This window comes from Solibacillus merdavium (genome assembly GCF_014836935.1).
Lineage (GTDB): Bacteria > Bacillota > Bacilli > Bacillales_A > Planococcaceae > Solibacillus > Solibacillus ferritrahens.
Window position 1 is genome coordinate 12,259 of sequence record NZ_JACSPW010000022.1, and the last position, 16,988, is coordinate 29,246.

General features: G+C 38.8%; 12 protein-coding genes and 1 riboswitch. Of the genes, 3 read left to right on the top strand and 9 right to left on the bottom strand.

Annotated elements, in window-relative coordinates:
* Nucleotides 1–4 precede the first annotated feature (4 nt).
* Nucleotides 5–1,468, bottom strand: a complete 1,464-nt coding sequence (locus H9632_RS16915) for a nicotinate phosphoribosyltransferase (RefSeq protein WP_191705242.1) — start codon at nt 1,466–1,468, stop codon at nt 5–7.
* A gap of 360 nt (nt 1,469–1,828) precedes the next feature.
* Between H9632_RS16915 and H9632_RS16920 the strand changes: the two genes are divergently transcribed.
* From H9632_RS16920 to H9632_RS16930, 3 genes are all read left to right on the top strand, one after another.
* Entirely contained in the window at nt 1,829–2,170 is a 342-nt protein-coding gene (locus H9632_RS16920; protein WP_191701812.1) for a P-II family nitrogen regulator, read from the top strand.
* 29 nt (nt 2,171–2,199) lie between these two features.
* On the top strand, nt 2,200–3,507 hold the full coding sequence (locus H9632_RS16925; RefSeq protein ID WP_191705243.1) for an ammonium transporter: 1,308 nt from the start codon (nt 2,200–2,202) through the stop codon (nt 3,505–3,507).
* 308 nt (nt 3,508–3,815) lie between these two features.
* A complete protein-coding gene (locus H9632_RS16930) occupies nt 3,816–4,787 on the top strand; it encodes a proline dehydrogenase family protein (protein WP_191705244.1) in 972 nt (323 codons plus the stop codon).
* 50 nt (nt 4,788–4,837) lie between these two features.
* Here the strand turns inward: H9632_RS16930 and H9632_RS16935 are convergent, their stop codons facing one another.
* From H9632_RS16935 to H9632_RS16970, 8 genes are all read right to left on the bottom strand, one after another.
* Complete coding sequence (locus tag H9632_RS16935) at nt 4,838–5,443, bottom strand: response regulator transcription factor (RefSeq protein WP_191705245.1); 606 nt, start codon at nt 5,441–5,443, stop codon at nt 4,838–4,840.
* Nucleotides 5,440–6,576: a sensor histidine kinase gene (locus H9632_RS16940; RefSeq protein ID WP_191705246.1), complete on the bottom strand. Its 1,137-nt coding sequence runs from the start codon at nt 6,574–6,576 to the stop codon at nt 5,440–5,442. The genes H9632_RS16935 and H9632_RS16940 overlap by 4 nt, the downstream gene beginning before the upstream one ends.
* 84 nt (nt 6,577–6,660) lie before the next feature.
* A complete protein-coding gene (locus H9632_RS16945) occupies nt 6,661–7,704 on the bottom strand; it encodes a fatty acid desaturase family protein (protein ID WP_191705247.1) in 1,044 nt (347 codons plus the stop codon).
* A gap of 130 nt (nt 7,705–7,834) precedes the next feature.
* A complete protein-coding gene (locus H9632_RS16950) occupies nt 7,835–8,347 on the bottom strand; it encodes a GNAT family N-acetyltransferase (RefSeq protein ID WP_191705248.1) in 513 nt (170 codons plus the stop codon).
* A gap of 63 nt (nt 8,348–8,410) precedes the next feature.
* On the bottom strand, nt 8,411–11,839 hold the full coding sequence (metH, locus tag H9632_RS16955; protein WP_191705249.1) for a methionine synthase: 3,429 nt from the start codon (nt 11,837–11,839) through the stop codon (nt 8,411–8,413).
* On the bottom strand, nt 11,832–13,676 hold the full coding sequence (locus H9632_RS16960) for a bifunctional homocysteine S-methyltransferase/methylenetetrahydrofolate reductase (protein ID WP_191705250.1): 1,845 nt from the start codon (nt 13,674–13,676) through the stop codon (nt 11,832–11,834). Before H9632_RS16960 ends, metH begins: the two co-directional genes overlap by 8 nt.
* 109 nt (nt 13,677–13,785) lie before the next feature.
* A riboswitch (SAM riboswitch) is annotated at nt 13,786–13,883 on the bottom strand.
* 102 nt (nt 13,884–13,985) lie between these two features.
* A complete protein-coding gene (gene hemG / locus H9632_RS16965; protein ID WP_191705251.1) occupies nt 13,986–15,371 on the bottom strand; it encodes a protoporphyrinogen oxidase in 1,386 nt (461 codons plus the stop codon).
* A 168-nt stretch (nt 15,372–15,539) separates the two neighbouring features.
* Nucleotides 15,540–16,832: a globin-coupled sensor protein gene (locus H9632_RS16970; RefSeq protein WP_191705252.1), complete on the bottom strand. Its 1,293-nt coding sequence runs from the start codon at nt 16,830–16,832 to the stop codon at nt 15,540–15,542.
* Nucleotides 16,833–16,988: the final 156 nt, after the last annotated feature.

A 16,988-nucleotide genomic window follows, 5' to 3' on the forward strand; every position in this document is an offset into this window, starting at 1 on the left:
AACGTTATTCGAGTTCTGTTACCATATCTCGCACTTCTTGAATGTTGCGCATTTTATTGTCCCAGCATTTTTGACTCAAATCTACTGGATATTCTTCCGGGTTTAAGGAACGCTTATATTCATCCCATAATAAATCTAAATTGGCATGAGCGTATTTACGTATATCTGTTAACGATGGGTTATCATATACAATTTTCCCATGATCAATAATGAGTTGGTGAAGCTCTTTCGCTTCAAAGTTTGTAACGAATTTGGAAATGAATGTATGAACCGGATGGAACATTTTAATACGTTCTTCTGCCGCCGGGTTCTCATCCGCCATCGCGATGTAATCGCCTTCCGATTTACCGTTTTTCTTATTAATAATACGGTAAACTCGCTTTAATCCCGGCGTTGTTACCTTTTCAGCATTGGCAGAAATTTTTATCGTATCTTCCATTTCACCATGTTCGTTTTCAATTGAAACCATTTTATATACCGCGCCTAATGCCGGTTGATCATATGCAGTAATAAGCTTTGTACCAATACCCCACATATCAACACGAGCACCCTGCGCTTTTAGGTTTAGTATTGTGTATTCATCCAGATCGTTTGAAACAATGACTTTCGCATTAGGGAATCCGGCTTCATCCAGCATACGGCGCGCTTCTTTTGACAGGAAGGCAATATCCCCACTATCCAGTCGAATACCTACAAAATTAATTTTATCCCCAAGTTCTTTTGCAACTCTTATCGCCGTCGGTACACCTGACTTTAATGTGTTGTACGTATCGACTAAGAACACACAGTCTTTATGACGCTTCGCATACGAATGGAATGCATCATAGTCGTTTTTATATGCTTGAACTAAAGCATGCGCATGCGTGCCCGATACAGGAATATTGAACAATTTACCTGCACGTACATTTGAAGTAGATTCAAAACCGCCTATTACTGCGGCACGAGCTCCCCAAATTGCAGCATCCATCTCTTGTGCACGGCGTGTTCCAAATTCCATTGCAATTTCATTGTGGACCACTTGCTTTATGCGACTCGCTTTTGTTGCGATAAGCGTTTGATAGTTGACGATATTCAGTAAAGCCGTTTCGATTAACTGCGCTTCAACCAATGGCGCTTCGATGCGTACAATTGGCTCATTAGCAAATACAAGTTCTCCTTCCACCATGGAATACATCGAACCTGTAAAGCGGATAGTTTTTAAATAGTCAATAAAATCGTCTTTATAATGGAGTTCTTCACGTAAATAGTCGATATCTGTTTCACTGAATTTAAAGTCTTTCAAATAATTCAACATACGTTCCAGTCCTGCAAAAATAGCGTAGCCATTACCGAATGGCAACTGCCTGAAATAGAGTTCAAATACAGCTTTGCGTTCATGTATACCGTCTGCCCAATAGCTTTCCGCCATATTAATTTGATATAAATCGGTATGCAAAGCGAAACTATCATCTACATACTTTTCATTCATCGTGAGTTCCCTTCTTCCAAAACATAATTAGTCATAGTATACACTATCTTGAATTAATTCGAAGTATGAAGAGTTTTTATTTTCAATATTTGCATTTTCACACACATTTTGTTTCAATTCCTTTTAGTTTTCCCCAAATGAATCAATAAAAAACGTTCGTTATGTACAGCTTCCGTTGAATAGCTTCTCTTATTCTATATAAAGCCATTTCAAGCTATTCACCTCCTCCTTCCTCACTTCATCTCACAATGCGATTAAACCAATCGAATATCCATGTCATTTTTCCTAACATAAGGTATTGATTTATTATGAAATTCGATTTATCATGTTAGATAACATAACACAAGGAGTTGGGGAGAAATGAAAAAGATCGAAGCAATTATTCGTCCTGAAGTTTTCGCAAGAGTGCGAGAAGGTTTAGCTTTAGAAGGTATTGACGGGCTGAGCATTTCCGAAATTGCCGGTGCAGGTCGACAAGAAGGAAAAATTGGATTGTTTCGCGGCAATTCCTTTTCAATGGAGTTCTCTCAAAAGCTAAAGCTTGAAATGGTTGTAGACAACGCAAAAGTTCAAGCGATTATCGATGTTTTATTACGCGAAGCTTCTACAGGAGAAGTTGGTGACGGTAAAATTTTCATCTATCCGGTAGAGCAGGCGATTCGTATACGCACGAAAGAACTTGGTTCCATTGCAATTGATTAATTAACCGTTAAATAAAGGAGGATATTTTTATGACAAACGAAGCTTTAGAATTATCGATTAACTTAGTATGGGTAATGCTTGGTGCATTTTTCGTTTTCTTCATGCATGCTGGGTTTGCAATGGTTGAAGCAGGATTTACTCGCTCTAAAAATGCGGTCAATATATTAATGAAGAATATTTTAACAATTTCAATCGGCGGTATTGTCTATTTTGCAGTTGGCTACGCCATAATGTTTGGTGACACAGCAAACGGACTTATCGGTACTTCTGGTTTTGCATTAAGCGGTGTTGATGACATTGCCTTCTTCGTATTCCAAGCTATGTTCGCTGCAACATGCGCCACTATTATTTCAGGTGCTGTTGCTGAACGTACCAACATTGTTGCCTATATGGCGTTAGTAGTAGTTATGACAGCATTCATTTATCCTGTTGTTGGGCATTGGATTTGGCAAGGTGATGGTTGGTTAACAGCATTAGGCTTCACTGATTTCGCAGGATCCACAGTCGTTCACTTAACTGGTGCAGTTGGTGCATTAGTTGTTGCAGCAATGGTTGGTCCTCGTGTAGGGAAATATGCAAAAGGCGTCGTGAATGTAATTCCAGGTCATTCAATTCCACTTGGCGCATTAGGTGTATTCATTTTATGGTTAGGTTGGTATGGCTTCAATGGTGCTTCAACTTTAGCTGCCGACCCATCATTAGTTCCAGGCGTTATTGCAAATACATTTTTAGCTGCATCAGCGGGTGTTATTGCTACAGCATTTTACACTCGTTTGCGTTACGGCTTTATCGATGGTTCTTTAACATTAAACGGAGCTTTAGCAGGCTTAGTTAGTATTACAGCAGGTGCTGCAAACTTAAGCATTGTCGGTGCTATTATCGCAGGGGCTATCGGCGGTTTCATTTTAGTGGAAGCTGTACGCTTCATTGATCATAAGTTAAAAGTTGATGACCCAGTTGGAGCAGTAGCAGTACATGGTGTTGCCGGTATTTGGGGAACATTAGCTGTTGGTCTATTTGATATTACTGGTGGAGGTCTTTTATATGGTGGGGGCGCAACATTGCTTGGCGTGCAGGCATTAGGCGTTGTAGCAATTATTGCTTGGACTGCCAGCACAGTCGCTCTTTCTACTCTTGTCATTAAAGCCTTCATCCCATTACGTGTAACTCATGAAGAAGAAGTACAGGGCTTAGACATTGCAGAACATGGTGCATATGCATATGAAATGCAAGACACTTTCAAAGGTGTTATAAAATCAAATGATAGTTTTGCCCAACGTTTAACTAACTTAGGCAAAGTATCATCCAGTCAAAATGTACAAGAAAAGCGGATATAAATATATCCCCTGAATTTCATGCTCCCAGAAAACCAAAAAATGAAGTGTGTGCCCCTTCCCCTTCACACACTTCCACCCCATTCTTTTATATAATCGAGAAGGAGGCTGTCTTAAAAGTCAAAACCGACTTTTAATTCAGTCTTTTTACTTACTTAAAACTCCAGCGGTTCGGATTTTCCGATATTCTAATAGTACAAAGCTTGAGCAACTGAAAGTCAAACTTATAATATGAGGATGAATGCTAATGTCTATAAATAACGCTATGGTATAATTTTTAGGAAAATAACGAATTTTAAGGAGATGTTTCTATGGCTTTACGTGATTTTTTCATTTCATTATCGGAAAACCAAGCACTTAGCAACGCTGCTCATCAATACGGTTTAAAGCTCGGTGCACAAAGCGTTGTGGCGGGGACAAGCTTAGAAGAAGCAATTACGAGCATTCGAAAACTAAATGAACAAGGCATTTCATGTACAGTGGATAGTTTAGGTGAATTTGTTTCCGATGAAGGAGAAGCTGTAAAAGCAAAAGAAGAAATTTTAGCATTAATCGAAGCTATTCATCTAGAAGAATTGGATGCACATATTTCTTTAAAACCTTCACAGCTTGGACTCGATATTGATATTGATTTTTGTTATGACAACTTACGTGACATTGTTGAACGAGCTTATGAGTATGGTATTTTTGTCAACTTTGATATGGAGGATTATAAACGTCTGCAACCATCATTTGATATGCTGGAAGAGCTTGCAAAATCATTTGATAATGTGGGTACCGTTATCCAGGCGTATTTCCACCGCGCAAAGGATGATGCCGAGCAATTTAAAGACTACCGTCTGCGTATTGTAAAAGGAGCGTATAAAGAGCCCGAAGAAGTAGCCTACCAAGACAAACTAGATATTGATATTAACTTTATCGAACTAATTGAATACCATTTAGCTCACGGTCATTTCACATCGATTGCAACACATGATCATAATATTATTAAACACGTAAAATATTTCGTTGAGCAATACGATATTCCGAAAGAAAAATTCGAGTTCCAGATGCTTTACGGCTTCCGGAAGGATTTACAGCTGGAGCTTGCACGCGAAGGCTACCAAGTCTGTGTATATGTCCCATATGGCAAGGATTGGTACGGATATTTTATGCGTCGTCTTGCTGAGCGTCCGCAAAATATTTCGCTCGTAACAAAGCAAGTATTCAATAAAAAGACGAACACCATATTAGCCGTAGCAGCCGGTGCATTCGTCCTTGGCCGTTTAACGAAAAAAGATTAATTACGCTAAATAAAATGCTTCGCCTACTCGTCAAAAGTAAGCGAAGCATTTTATTTATTCCAGCCCTTTTCTTTAAACCGGGCTATTGCTTCAATTCGATTCCCCACTCCCAGCTTATCTAAGATGGTAGAAATATAGTTACGTACTGTACCAGCAGATAAGAAAAGCTCTGCTGCAATTTCCTTCGTCGTTTTCCCTTCTGCAACGAGTTCGAGCACTTGGCTTTCACGTTCAGTTAACGGGTTTTCACTGTCATCTTCATATACAAAGTCCACAAGCTCCGGTGCATAAATACGACGACCATCCATAATAATTCGAATGGAATTGACAAGCTCCTCAATCGGGCTATCCTTCAGCAAATACCCGCGCACTCCCGCCTTTCGCGCCCTTTCAAAATAGCCAGGACGTGCAAAGGTTGTTAAAATAATTATTTTACAATCGTTTTCCCGTAAGGCCTCAGCAGCATCTAATCCGGTTTTTATCGGCATTTCAATATCCATAATACATATGTCGGGTTTTAATTCCGTTACCATATCAATTGCTTCTTCACCGTTTTTTGCAAGACCAACTACTTCCATATCATCTTCCATACTAAGCAGTGATTTCATTGCCCCAAGTAGCATACCCTGATCTTCTGCAATAACAATTCGAATCATTTCTTGTTCTCCCCCTTTTGGTGCGTAATAGCTAACGGTATTTTTAAAACAACCGTTGTCCCATCACCATTTTCTATTTCAAGCGAGCCATTAATAAACTCTATACGCTCCTGCATCCCCTTTAAACCATTGCCACCTTCTAATTCATGAGAACGTTTGAAACCAATACCATTATCTTGTATCGTCATTTTAAACTCGTCATCGCTTTGGTAAAAATTGATCCGACAAATTGTTGCCTTACTATGCTTTACAATATTTGTTACAGCCTCTTTTAAACACATGCTTATTACATTTTCCGCCAAAGTAGGCATATTAATTTCTCTTTTATCACCGTTTAATCGAAGTTTAATTTGTGCGGCTTTTAATATCTGTTCTACTCTGTATAGCTCTTCCTCAATACGAACAGCCCGCATATCCGCGACTAGCTCTCGCACTTCTTTTAAGGCAAGTCTCGCCGCTTGACGAATATCCTTTATTTCCAAAATCGCCTGTTCTGGATTTTTTTCCACTAACCTTGCAGCCAAGTCACTTTTAAGACCGATCATTGAAAGCTTTTGACCTAGTGTATCATGTAAATCACGTGCAATACGCTGACGCTCTTCAAATATCGTTAATTCTGAAATGCGTTCACGTGCCGTTTCCAGCTCACCTTCCAAATTTTCACGTTTCGTTCTCGAATATAATGTAAACGGTAATAGTACAACACCAAGTACATTAATAATTATGAACGGGGTTTGCGATATAAATAATTCAAGGAAAATAAAATATCCTCCAACTATCGATAGAACGGTAAAACCGATATGTAAACCATACATAATATAAAACCCAACTGCCTGCCTTATATTACCAATAAAAAATGCAGTAAATAAAGATAGATATACATAACCAAACACAAGTGTCATTACTATATTGAGCACCATTTGGAAACTGATCCACATATACTTTAGCCCAGGCTTAGCCGTGAAAGAAAAGTAATGGCATAAAAAATAAGCCAATATTAAATTGATTCCTAATATAATTTGCCACAATGTGAAGGATTGGATAATAAAGAAAAATGGCATAATACAAAAGATTATCCATATATAAATACTTAACATCGGACTTTTCGGGATGATACTATACCAAGTTTGCATAATAGCCTCGATTCTCTTTTTTCTTTATTCTATAATAAAACAGGTATCTCAATCCATGGTTGAGATACCTGTTTTTTAATGAAGTTAGTTAGTAAGTGTTTTATCACGTGTTTTATCACGCTTTGTTTCGCGTTCTGCCGCTTCTTTAAACGTAACAAAACGGTAGTTTTCCGGATCATATAACTTGTAGCGAATTGATTCTAGACTTGTCTTTAATGTGATCGTTGTCGCCTGCTGAAGCGGTTTAATTGACTCATGTGCATCTTCAAGTTTGTAGTTTGGTACACGCGGCGATAAATGGTGCACATGGTGGAAGCCGATATTACCAGTCACCCATTGTAGAATCTTTGGTAATTTATAATATGAACTTCCTTCTACAGCAGCTTTAACATAATCCCACTCAGAATCTACTTCAAAGTACGAATCTTCGTAAGTATGTTGGATATAGAACAACCAAATACCTAAAGCACCTGCGATAAATAGTGTTAATCCGTGGACTAATAAAAATGTCGTCCAACCAAATATTAAAATAAGAGTTGTACAAATCGCTAATAATACAATGTTTGTAAAATACGTATTTAAACGTTCTTTTCGTTTTGCATCTTTGCGGTTTACGCGATTTAATATAAGTACCATAAATAGTGGCCCTAAGCCAAACATAACAATTGGGTTACGGTAAAAACGGTAACCTATACGACCTAACTTTGATTTTTCGAGGTATTCGTCCACTGTAAGCATATCAATATCGCCAATACCACGCTTATCCAAGTTCGAACTTGTTGCGTGATGAATCGTATGCTCACGTTTCCATTTTTCATATGGGAATGATGTTAAAAGCCCAGTGATATTCCCAATAATTGCATTCGCTTTTTTATTCTGGAAAAATGAACCATGTGTACAATCATGGAAAATAATAAATGCACGAATTACAAAACCTGAAGCAAGAATACTACAAAGCGCTGTGAACCAAGGTGAATATTGCAACAATACATAACCTGCTCCCCAAATCAATAAAAGTGGTCCCAGCGTATTTATTAGTTGTTGAATACTAAGTCTTGTTTCTGATTTTGCGAACGGCGCTACATCTTTTCGTAGTTGCTTTGTTTTCTCTGCATGTATGTTTGCCATGTGTTAATCCCTCTTTCCTGTAAAAATAATTAATTACATCGTACAAAAAGGACACACATGACGAAACGCTCAAATATCACATCTTTTTTATGACAGTTGTCATATGACCAGGTAACAAACAAAGGCTACATTAATATTCCAGCGGATTTTCTGGCCCTTCAAGATCTAGCTGATAAAACACCAAATCCAACCAACGACCAAACTTATATCCTGCATTGCGGACCGTTCCGCTGTACGTAAACCCTAGCTTCTCATGAATTTTTATACTCGCTGTATTTTCTTTATCGATACAGCCGACCATTGTTTTCACACCATTTACATTCGCCTCTTCTATGAGCCAATGCATGAGTTTACTGGCAATTCCCTTTTTATAATGATTTTTATGCACATATACCGAATGTTCTACTGTATATTGAAAGGCCGGATAAGCACGGAAGCTTCCGTACGTAGCATAGCCCGCTACTTCCCCATCAACATCAAACACAACTAATGGTTCGCCGGCATTTTGCTTTTGTTTAAACCAGTGAATTCTTTGTTCCAACGTTTGTTCCTTATACATATAAATAGCTGTGGAATTTATGACATTGTCATTAAATATCTCTAAAATTGTCGGTACATCTTCCTTTGTCGCTCGTCGAATCATATATTCCCTCCTCTAGGTAGCAAAAGCCGCATCACCCTAAAATGCGGCGAAACGGCTTTTGAATTATACGTTGAAGTAGCGTGCATCCGGATGTGCAAACACAATCGCTGATACACTTGCTTCAGGTTCCATCATAAAGCCCTCTGTTAATTGTACACCAATTTTTTCTGGCTTTAATAGATGAAATAGCTTTTCCTGATCTTCTAAATTTGGACATGCAGGATAACCGAAGCTGAAACGTTGCCCTTGGTATTTAGCAGCAAATCTATCACGCATTGTAAAATCTGTCGCATCTGGGAAGCCCCATTGATCACGTATTTCCTGGTGAATACGTTCAGCAAAACCTTCAGCAAGTTCTAGTGCAGTCGCCTGCAATGCATGGCTTTCCAAAAATTTTCCTGCTTCTTTCAACTCATTTGCCTGTTTGCTCACACCTTTACCTGCTGTCACGACCATTAATGCAATGTAATCCATCTCTCCGCTATCGACCGACTTCAGGTAATCCGACAAGCATAGGAATGGCTCAACCTGCTGGCGCGGGAACGTAAAACGCTGGATTTCTGTTTTCGCATCTTCAGGACTATATACAACTACATCATCACCATCTGATTGAGCAGGGAAAAACTGATACATACCTGATGCGCTTAATACATTACTTTTCAAATATTGATTTACTAAATCATTCAATAAAATTGCACGGTCATCCTGATCAGCAAGCATTTGCTCTAAATTACCCTTTAACCCTAAGTGATGCCCGATTAATGTACGCATATTTACATATGGGTGTAAATGGGCAATAGAGTATTCTGGTTTAATATGCGGCACAAAATCTTTCGGCTTCCACACTTCCGCATCCTTCACTGTACGAACTGGCTTAACGGCAACTGCAACTGGTCGAGCCGCGCGTTTTGCGTCTGATTCCAGTCGTTTTTCCCGAGAATCACGTAACTCTTCCAATAGTACTTCACGCTCATTTACATTCATTAAGCGATTTGCCTGTTCTAACCCTTGCATCGCATCTTTTGAATAAATGACAGGTCCATCATATTGAGCGGCAATTTTTGTTTCTGTAAAGCGTCGGGATAATGCTGCCCCCCCTACTAAAATCGGCACATCAATGCCTGCTTCTTTGAAGTCCTGTGCTGTAATGACCATTTGCTGAGCTGATTTTACGAGTAATCCCGATAAACCGATAAAATCCGGCTTTTCTTTACGAATTGCTTCAATAAGCTGGGCTGGCGTTACTTTAATCCCTAAATCAACAACACGAAAACCGTTATTACTTAATATAATATCGACTAAGTTTTTTCCGATATCATGTACGTCACCTTTAACAGTTGCTAATACCATTGTTCCTTTATTAGCACTCGTATCGCCCTTTTCCATAAATTGCTCTAAATGAGCGACTGCTGCTTTCATGACACCTGCACTTTGAAGTACTTCAGCTACAATTAATTGGTTTTCATTAAATAACCGGCCTACCTCTGCCATTCCTGCCATTAACGGACCATTTATAATATCAAGTGGGGCATCGAATTTTTCAAGTGCCGCATTTAGATCTTCAATTAAGCCTTCTTTCGTACCTTCTAATATGTAATACGCGAGGCGTTCTTCTACTGTTGCCGGTAATTCTTTAACGACTGCATCCTTCTTTTTGTCACGATAAAAGTCTGTAAATACAGCCAGTGTTTCATCATTTGTATTGAATATTAAATCGTTCGCCAGTTTGATTTCCTGTTCCGGAATCGATGCATACCGCTCTAGCTTTTCAGTATTTACGATTGCATAGTCCAAACCTGCTTGTGTACAGTGGTATAAATACACCGCATTTAACACTTCACGACCTACTGGTGGTAAACCGAACGAAACATTACTTACACCGAGTACTGTTAAACAGCCAGGTAAATGTTCTTTAATGAGGCGAATTCCTTCAATTGTTTCCTCAGCGGCACCAATATATTGTTCATCGCCTGTACCAACTGGGAACATTAGCGGGTCAAAGATAATATCCTCTGCTGCCATCCCCCATTTTTCCGTAAGCAGCTCGTATGAACGCTTGGCAACTTCCAGTTTTTTCTCGCGTGTAACTGCCATTCCCGTTTCATCAATTGTTCCTACAACAAGTGCGGCACCGTATTTTTTCACAAGTGGCATTACCGCATCAAAGCGCTCTTCCCCATCTTCCAAGTTAATGGAGTTGATAATCGCTTTACCTTGCGAGAACTTTAGTGCAACTTCCATTACTTTTTCGTCGGTTGAATCTATTACGAGTGGCACCTTTACCTTTTTTACAACTTCCTGCATAAAATTTTTCATATCTTCTACTTCATCACGGTCTGGGTTTGCTAAACAAATATCAATTACATGCGCCCCATTCTTCACTTGCGCACGTGCAATTTCCGCTGCTTCCTCAAACTTCCCGTCAACAATCAAGTTTTTAAATTTACGCGAACCAATTACGTTTGTTCGCTCTCCGATAAATAACGGACGCATCGATTCATCATATTGCAAAGGCTCAATACCCGATACGACATGTCCATGTGTAATGGCTTTCGGCTCGCGTGGTTTATGGCCTTCTACTGCTTTTCGAATTGCTGCAATATGCGCAGGTGTCGTCCCGCAACATCCGCCGACAATGTTTAGCCAGCCTTTTTCTGCGAAACCTTTCAATTTTTTGGATAATGAATCCGGCGTTTCATGATAACAACCTTCCTCATCCGGTAAACCGGCATTTGGGTAACAACTAATATAACCAGTCGAAAGCTCTGCCAACGAACGAATATGATCGGTCATAAATTCCGGACCTGTCGCACAGTTTAATCCGACAGACAATGGTTTAATATGTTCAATCGAGATATAAAATGCCTCAATTGATTGTCCAGCAAGCGTTGTTCCCATTGGCTCAATTGTCCCTGAAATCATAACTGGCAGCTCTTTACCAAGCTCCTCAAATGCCCGGTGGATTGCAATCGTCCCCGCTTTCACATTAAGCATATCTTGAGAAGTTTCAAGCAAAATTAAATCTGCCCCTGCTTCAGTTAATGCTTTTGCTTGGATATAAAAGTTTTCTTCTAGCTCTTCAAATGTAATACCGCCTGTTACCGACAATGTTTTTGTCGTAGGGCCGATTGCACCTGCGACAAAACGTGGCCATTCTGCTGTTGAAAATTCTTTCGCAGCTTGTAATGCGATTTTGACTGCATTCTTATTAATTTCAACTGCCTTATCTCCTAAATCATACTCATTTAAAACGAGCGGTGTACCTCCAAACGTATTTGTACAAATAATGTCTGCCCCTGCAGCTAAGTATTCGCGGTGAATCTTACCTAATACATCAGGTCTTGTCAGCACCAGGTTTTCATTACAACCGTCTAATTCTTCTCCACCAAAGTCTTCATATGTTAAATTTTCTGCCTGAAGCATCGTCCCCATGGCACCATCGATGATTAAGATTCTTTTTTGTAATTGCTCATGAATTGGGTGATTATACATTTGACTGAACTCCTTTACTTTCCACATCATATTGTTTTACATATTCCATTAATTCCAGTGTCATTTCATAACGTAAGAACGGGGTAATTAAATAAATCCCATTAAAGTATTTGCACGCTGTATCGAGCAATTCTTTCGCAATGGCAATGCCTTCTGCTGTAGCTGCATCTTTATCGTCCCCACAGGCTGCCATACGAGCAAGTACTTCATCAGATAGTTTAATCCCCGGCACTTCATGGTGTAAAAACTCTGCACTGCGTGATGAGGTAAGCGGCATAATTCCAATATAAATCGGCGTATCCAAATGCTTCGTCGCCTCATAAATTTCGATTATTTTTTCTTTCGTATAAACCGGCTGCGAAATGAAATAATCGGCACCATGTTCAATTTTCTTCTCTAAACGGGCTACTGCACGGTCCAGTACACGCACATTCGGATTAAATGCAGCGGCCACAGAAAAATCGGCTTGTTTTCTTAACGATTTCCCTGTAAATGAACCACCTTTATTTAACTGCTTAATTAACGAAATTAGCTCCATTGAAGACACATCATATACACTCGTTGCACCCGGGAAGTCTCCAACTTTCGTCGGGTCTCCTGTTATGACAAGAATATCATGTAGCTCCAAAGCATTCAGTCCCATTAAATGCGATTGAAGACCAATTAAATTACGGTCACGACATGTTAAATGCGGCAATGAACGAATACCATGTTCCTTCAAAATAGCCGCCATCGCAATATTGCTTATACGGGGTGAAGCAAGCGAATTATCGGCCATCATAATAACGTCCGCCCCTGCGTTCGCCAATTGTTTTGCCCCTTCAACAAAGCCTTCAATTTCAAGATGTCGTGGTGTATCAAGCTCCACAATAACAGAACGCTCACGTTTTGCTTTTTCATGAAGCGGTTCCTGCTTTCGAGGTTCTGCAATACGAACAAATTGCGTATGGCCATGCTTTTCCTCTTTTGTTTCAACTGGCGTTAAATTTGCTAAATATTTTTTTACTGCTGCTATATGCTTCGGCGTAGTCCCACAACAACCACCAATTAAACGCACCCCTTGGTTTACAAGCTCTACAGCTGCACGTGCAAAATAATCGGTTTCTGATTCATATACAACACGCCCATCTTCTATATCTAAAAGAGAAGCATTTGGGTATGCCGATAGAAAGGCGGTTTTAGGTAGATTTACCCCTTCAAAAGCCTGAATTGTATGAAATGGCCCTAAACGGCAATTGCTTCCAACAATATCTGCACCTACTCGTTCAAGGTCTTGTAGTGCTTCGTTTAATGTCATTTGATTTTGAAGTACACCTGGCTCCTGCATCGTTACTTGTGCAATAATCGGTAAATCGGTCATTGAACGTAATAGATGGACACAATGCGATAATTCTTCAAAATCGTAATACGTTTCCAGTAAGAATCCATCCGGTTCACCAGCTAGTAATACTTCCACTTGCTCTTGAAAGGCAGCTAAGATTTCATCTAATGTTGCATCACTTTTTCGAATCCCTCGAATGCCACCGATTGTTGCCAGAACATACTGTCCCCCCGGAGCAGCTGCTCGCTTCGCAATCTTCAGCGCAGCTTCGTTAAATTCCTTTACACGACTTTCAAAACCATATCGAGCTAACTTAATCGCATTCGCTCCATATGTATTTGTTTGAATAATGTCTGCACCTACAGCAATATATTCACTATGAATTTTCTCGATAATTTCAGGCCGTGCAATATTCATTTCCTCATGGCAGTAATCCAACCCATAGGAATAAAGTAAAGTTCCAATTGCTCCATCCGCCGTTAAAACGCGTGTTTTTAAATCTTGTAGTAAACCCATTGCTTCCACTCCATCATTCACAGTATTTTCAGTATATTTTTAATACAAAAAAGCCTTCTTTCATTAAGCAAAAGAAGGCTTGATAGTTGTCAGTCGTCAACTTAATCCCTTCTCATCTTCTGGCAATCGCCACTGGATTTAGCACCTGACATAATGTTGGTTGCTGAAGTTTCAACGGGCCAGTCCCTCAACTTCTCTCGATAAGAAATTATATGAATTTTTCTAAAATTTAAAATTAAAAATTATTTAAGTAATCATATCGTTATCTAAATAAGACGTCAATACCCTTTAGCCGAATAAAGTATTTCTTTACATAATTCGTGTAATAATTTGTTCCGCCGTTTTTTTACCATTTTGAATACATGCACCAATCCCTACCCCAAAGTAGGAACATCCAGCTAAAAGCAGATTCGGGTAGTGCACTTGTAAATAATCTACAACTTTTGATAACGCTTCATTATGCGCTAAATCATAACGGGGCATCTGATTGATCCATTTCGTAACATTTACGACGGTCGGTTTCGCTTCAATACCCAAACTTAATCGGATATCCTCCATTGCGACTTTCTTCAACTCTTCATCAGGCATTGCTACCAGCTCTTCATATCGCGGATTAATGTTTTTATAAAATAAACGAACGAGCAGATTCCCTTCTGCTGACGTATGCTTCCATTTACGACTTGTCCATGTAGATGCATTGCATACTAAATCACTATTATGGGAGACAATAAAACCTGTACCGTCTGCTGGTAAAACATTGTCCGGTACATCAAAGCCAACATACATCGTTAAAGCAGATGCCGTTGTAAACTTTTCAAGCTGTACATCCAAATTGTCGTCTTGCAATACAGTACGTACTGTATCATTTGGTACGGCAAGAACAACGATATCCGCTATAATCGTTTCGTTTTCTAAAACGACTTCATACTGTCTGCCTACTTTTCGTATTAGCTCTGTTGCGGTCCTTTTTATGAATTCCACTTCTGGCAACTGCTCTTCAAGACGGTCAATTAATGTAGATAAACCCTTTCGAAAAGAAATAAACTTCTTATCTGCTGCTTTTTCAAACTGCTCGCGATTTGCTTCAAAACCATTCATAATCGACCCATAATTATTTTTATAATCTACTAAATAAGGTAACGTTGACGCTAAGCTCAGCTGATATAAATCACCTGAATAAACCCCTGCCAATACAGGAGCAATTTGTTTTTGCACAATTTCTTCACCTAAAAAATATTCTAAAAATGAACCAATTGAACTTTCCTTTGTAAAATCTTTATTTGGAATTTCAATATCCTGTAATGCCCTTTTCTTTCCTTCTTCTGAAATTAACGTGCTCGACATAAGTGATTCCACACTCATCGGAATGCCGAATGTTGACCCTGCGGGAATAGCATGCAGCTCATTATTAGTATGAATGTAAGAAATGCCTGTTTCGTTATAAACAAGCTCCGATTCAAAGTTAAGCTCTTTCACTAGCTCTAGCACATTGGGATGACGCGCTACAATGGAATCCGCACCGGTTTCCATAATAAATCCCTCTTCATACTCTGAATGTATTTTTCCGCCTAAATACTGATTTTTCTCTATTAATACTAACCGCGCTTCAATATTCTTTTCATGCATTTGATTTTTTAAATAGTGCATCGTACATAATCCAGTAATCCCGCCACCTACAACTACTACTGTTTTCATGTTGTTCTCTCCTATTTCGTTCACTTTTTCTTCTCTTAGTATAATCGTTTTCACCAGAGATATGGACAGGCAGATAAAACAATTTTCAAAATTTAAAGTCATCGCTTATAATTTCAAATTAAAAAGCTATGCAAAAAGGAAGAACCTTTCGCATAGCTTTCTTTTAAGTTATTCTAAGTCGTGCGAAATTTGCGCCAATGAATCTGCAGAATTTGTTACTAAATCAAAGGCACCCGCAAGTTCTACTATAACGTCTCCAATTAGCCCCACCTCTTGCTCGACTAAATCATTTTGCTTTTTCGTCTCAACCATTGAATTAACAATAGCATTAAACTGAACTTCAGTAGATTTCATACTTTCTTCCCCGATAAGTATCGCTGCTTTTATTTCCTGCAATGATTCGAGTAGCTTTGTCGTTCGGATATCTGTATTTTGCAACAGTCCCTCTACATTTATTGCTGAATTTTTCGTCTGCTCCGATAGTTTCCGCACTTCCCCGGCTACAACACCAAAGCCTTTACCAGCTTCTCCAGCACGGGCTGCTTCTATCGCTGCATTTAGCGCCAATAAATTAGTTTGATTCGCAATGTTTGTTACTATACCCATCGTGGATTCCATCTCTTTTGATATGTCAGCTAGTTTATCTATTTCTGACGAAATCGTTGCTACTGATTGATTGATTGCAGTCATACTCTCTGATTGATGCTGAACTTGAGCTTTCCCTTGATTTGCCTGTTCTGTAGCCACCGATGAAATATCACTCGCTTTTTTCGAATGGGATACAATGACCATGGATTGTGCACTCAGTTGTTGGAACGATGCATTTGTTTGCTCAGACATTGTCGCTAAATTAGAGGAAGATTCAATAATAGCATTTCCTATTTTACGTTTTTCCTCTACTAGCTTTTCTTCCTTTCTTTCCACTACTGCTTCATATTCTTCTAAAACAACTTGCTGCTCTAGGTTTAATATTTTCGATATGGCTGCAAGCGTAAGAAAACGTTGCTCGTCGTTCTTAATATTTACATTTACTAAATGAATAAAATCTATTAATAGGTTTGAAAAGGCCGTCATATACCATTTCGTTTTTAATCCAATATGTACATGGATACGCGCAATTTTTTTTCGTTTCTCAAAGTACGTATCGTCAATAATTCCACTAAACATTTCGCAAATATGGGTTTTCAAAGTACCTTTCAAACGGTCAACTGAGCTATGTTTATTAATTATTTCAACCAAACTATTTTCCAGACCTAGTTTTTTATAAAAGTTATCTACAATATGTTCGATGTTATTATCAACATACGGTTTCATTACTTTCAAGTATTTTAAATCTTCTTTTGTTAAGCCTAACATTTGAATTTGTGTCCTTAATTCCTCATCAGATACATACGCTAACATTACCTCATTATGTATTGATAAATCTTCCTGATTCTCTATATCCTTTTTTTTAAAAAACATATGTTTCCATCCTCACCCTATTGGTATTTCCTTTTGTATACTATGTAATTGGAAACAATGTAAATGTATAAATTCCCTTGTTACTTAAAAGTAAAACCAAAGCCTCAATTTAAAATAGTACCGCTTGTTATCTTGTATAATTTAGCAAATTGTTAC